The sequence below is a fragment of the Binatus sp. (SeqCode) genome (genome assembly GCF_036522015.1).
Taxonomy (GTDB): Bacteria; Desulfobacterota; Binatia; order Binatales; family Binataceae; genus Binatus.
Genome location: NZ_DATDGQ010000115.1, coordinates 1 through 1,962, shown reverse-complemented (window position 1 = coordinate 1,962; position 1,962 = coordinate 1). Strand labels below are relative to the sequence as shown.

Sequence of the window (1,962 nt, the reverse complement as noted above, 5' to 3'; positions counted from 1 at the left end):
GGCTTCGTCGTAGCCAAGCATCAGGTTCATGTTCTGGACGGCCTGACCCGAAGCGCCTTTGCCGAGGTTGTCGATCGCGGTTATCACGAGCAGCGTTTCGCTGCGGCGATCGAGGATGAACGCCAGCTCGCAGTAGTTCGTCGCCCGCACATTGCGTAGCTCCGGCAGTTCTCCCGGCTTGAGGATTCGCACGAAGCGGGACTTGGCGAAGCTGGCCTCGAAGGCTGCGTGAACGTCGCTCTCGGTCGTACCGGCCCGCGGGCGCATGAAGATCGAGCTCAGCAGGCCGCGCGTGATCGGCAGCAGGTGCGGCACGAACAGCAGCGCGATGTCGCGGCCGAGCGCGGCGGAGATTTCCTGCTCCATCTCGGGGACGTGGCGATGGTTGCCGACCTTGTAGGCGCGGAAATTCTCGTTGACCTCGGCGAAGAGCTGCTCAATCGACGCTGCGCGGCGCGCACCGGTCGTACCGGATTTAGCGTCGATAATGATCGATGACGGCTCGATCAGGTCGCGCCTGATTAGCGGCAGCAGCGCGAGCAACGCGCCGGTCGGAAAGCATCCTGGAGTGGCGACGAGGCGCGCCTCGCGAAGTTCATGGCGATGAAACTCGCTGAGACCGTAAACCGCTTCCTTGAGGAGCTGCGGCGCGGGATGCTCGATGCCGTAAGTGGTGCGGAACTGCGCCGCATCCTTGAAACGATAATCCGCGGACAGGTCCACGACCTTTATGCCCGCTTTAATCAGTTCAGCAGTATGGGCGGTGCCGACGGTCTCGGGCAGGCACGAGATGGCAACTTCGGCGCGGCCTTGCACCAGGTCCGGCCGCAATTCTTCGAACGGCGGCAGGTCGATGCCGGCCATGTGACGATAAACGTCGGCGACCTCGCGCCCGGCGTAATGCTCGGAGGTGAGCACGCTCAGCTCGACGAACGGATGGCTCGAGAGGATGCGCACCGCCTCGATACCCGAGTATCCAGAGGCGCCAACCACAGCCACCTTGACCTTGTCGTTCGTTGCCACTTGGGGAATTTCGATGCTCCTTAGCGAGTCGTTGTAGAAACTACACGGTTATCACGATCGAGCGTACCGAGGCCAGTTAAGGGGTCACTTGGTCTCGAACTCGAAGACCATCTCGGTCGGCGGATGGTCGGGGTCGGCGGCGAGTTTATCCAGGTAAATGCGCACCGGAGTGTCATCGGGGTGCGTCTCACCGAGTTGTTCGAGCTCCTGTCGCGCGGAAGAAACATTACCCGCGCGAATCATCGAAAGCGCATCGGCGAAATGGTTATAGAACGCAGGATCGACGCTGTCGTTCTGTCGCCCGGCAACGTGAACGATCGGCACGAAAAGCTGTTTGCCTTTGACCTTGACCAGCCCGAGCTCGCGCCCGATGTAACCGCCGCCGGCTTCAGTGTAAGTCTCGCGGCTGACCAGCAGATGCACCTTGAAATGGCGAGTGAGGCCTTCCAGCCGCGAGGCGAAGTTGACCGTGTCGCCAATGACCGAGTAGTCGAAACGGTTTTCGCCGCCGAGATTGCCGACCACGACGTCGCCAGTCGAAATGCCGATGCCGATGTCGAGATCTGCGAAGCGCGGATCGTTGGTCTGAAGCACGTGCAGGTTCTCGAGCATCTTGAGCGCGCAATCGATCGCGGAGCGCGACGGATTTTCGAGATCGTTGGGCGCGCCCCAGAACGCCATGATTCCATCGCCCATCAGCTTGTCCACCACGCCGCCCGTTTTGAAAATCACGTCGATCATCGACGTCATGTAAGTATTCAGCAGCGCGAGCAGGTCCTCGGGCGTGGTCTTTTCGGCGCGCTTGGTGAAACTGACGATATCGGCAAAGAGAATCGCGAGGTGACGCCGCTCCGTTTGAATTTGTCAGGAGTTGGGCACGCGCGCCTCACAGTCGCCGCTATCCGGGCTTGATCGAAGGCCCGATTGTGGCGGTGGATC

The 1,962-nt window shown here is 61.1% G+C and carries 2 protein-coding genes; both read right to left on the bottom strand.

The genetic code is table 11. The annotated features are described in order from the left end of the window. Positions 1-1,023: N-acetyl-gamma-glutamyl-phosphate reductase (gene argC, locus VIW95_RS04835; protein WP_331584287.1), on the bottom strand; the 1,023-nt coding region annotated here is incomplete at its 3' end. An 84-nt stretch (positions 1,024-1,107) separates the two neighbouring features. Continuing rightward, positions 1,108-1,857: an adenylate/guanylate cyclase domain-containing protein gene (locus VIW95_RS04830; RefSeq protein ID WP_331584288.1), complete on the bottom strand. Its 750-nt coding sequence runs from the start codon at positions 1,855-1,857 to the stop codon at positions 1,108-1,110. Positions 1,858-1,962: the final 105 nt, after the last annotated feature.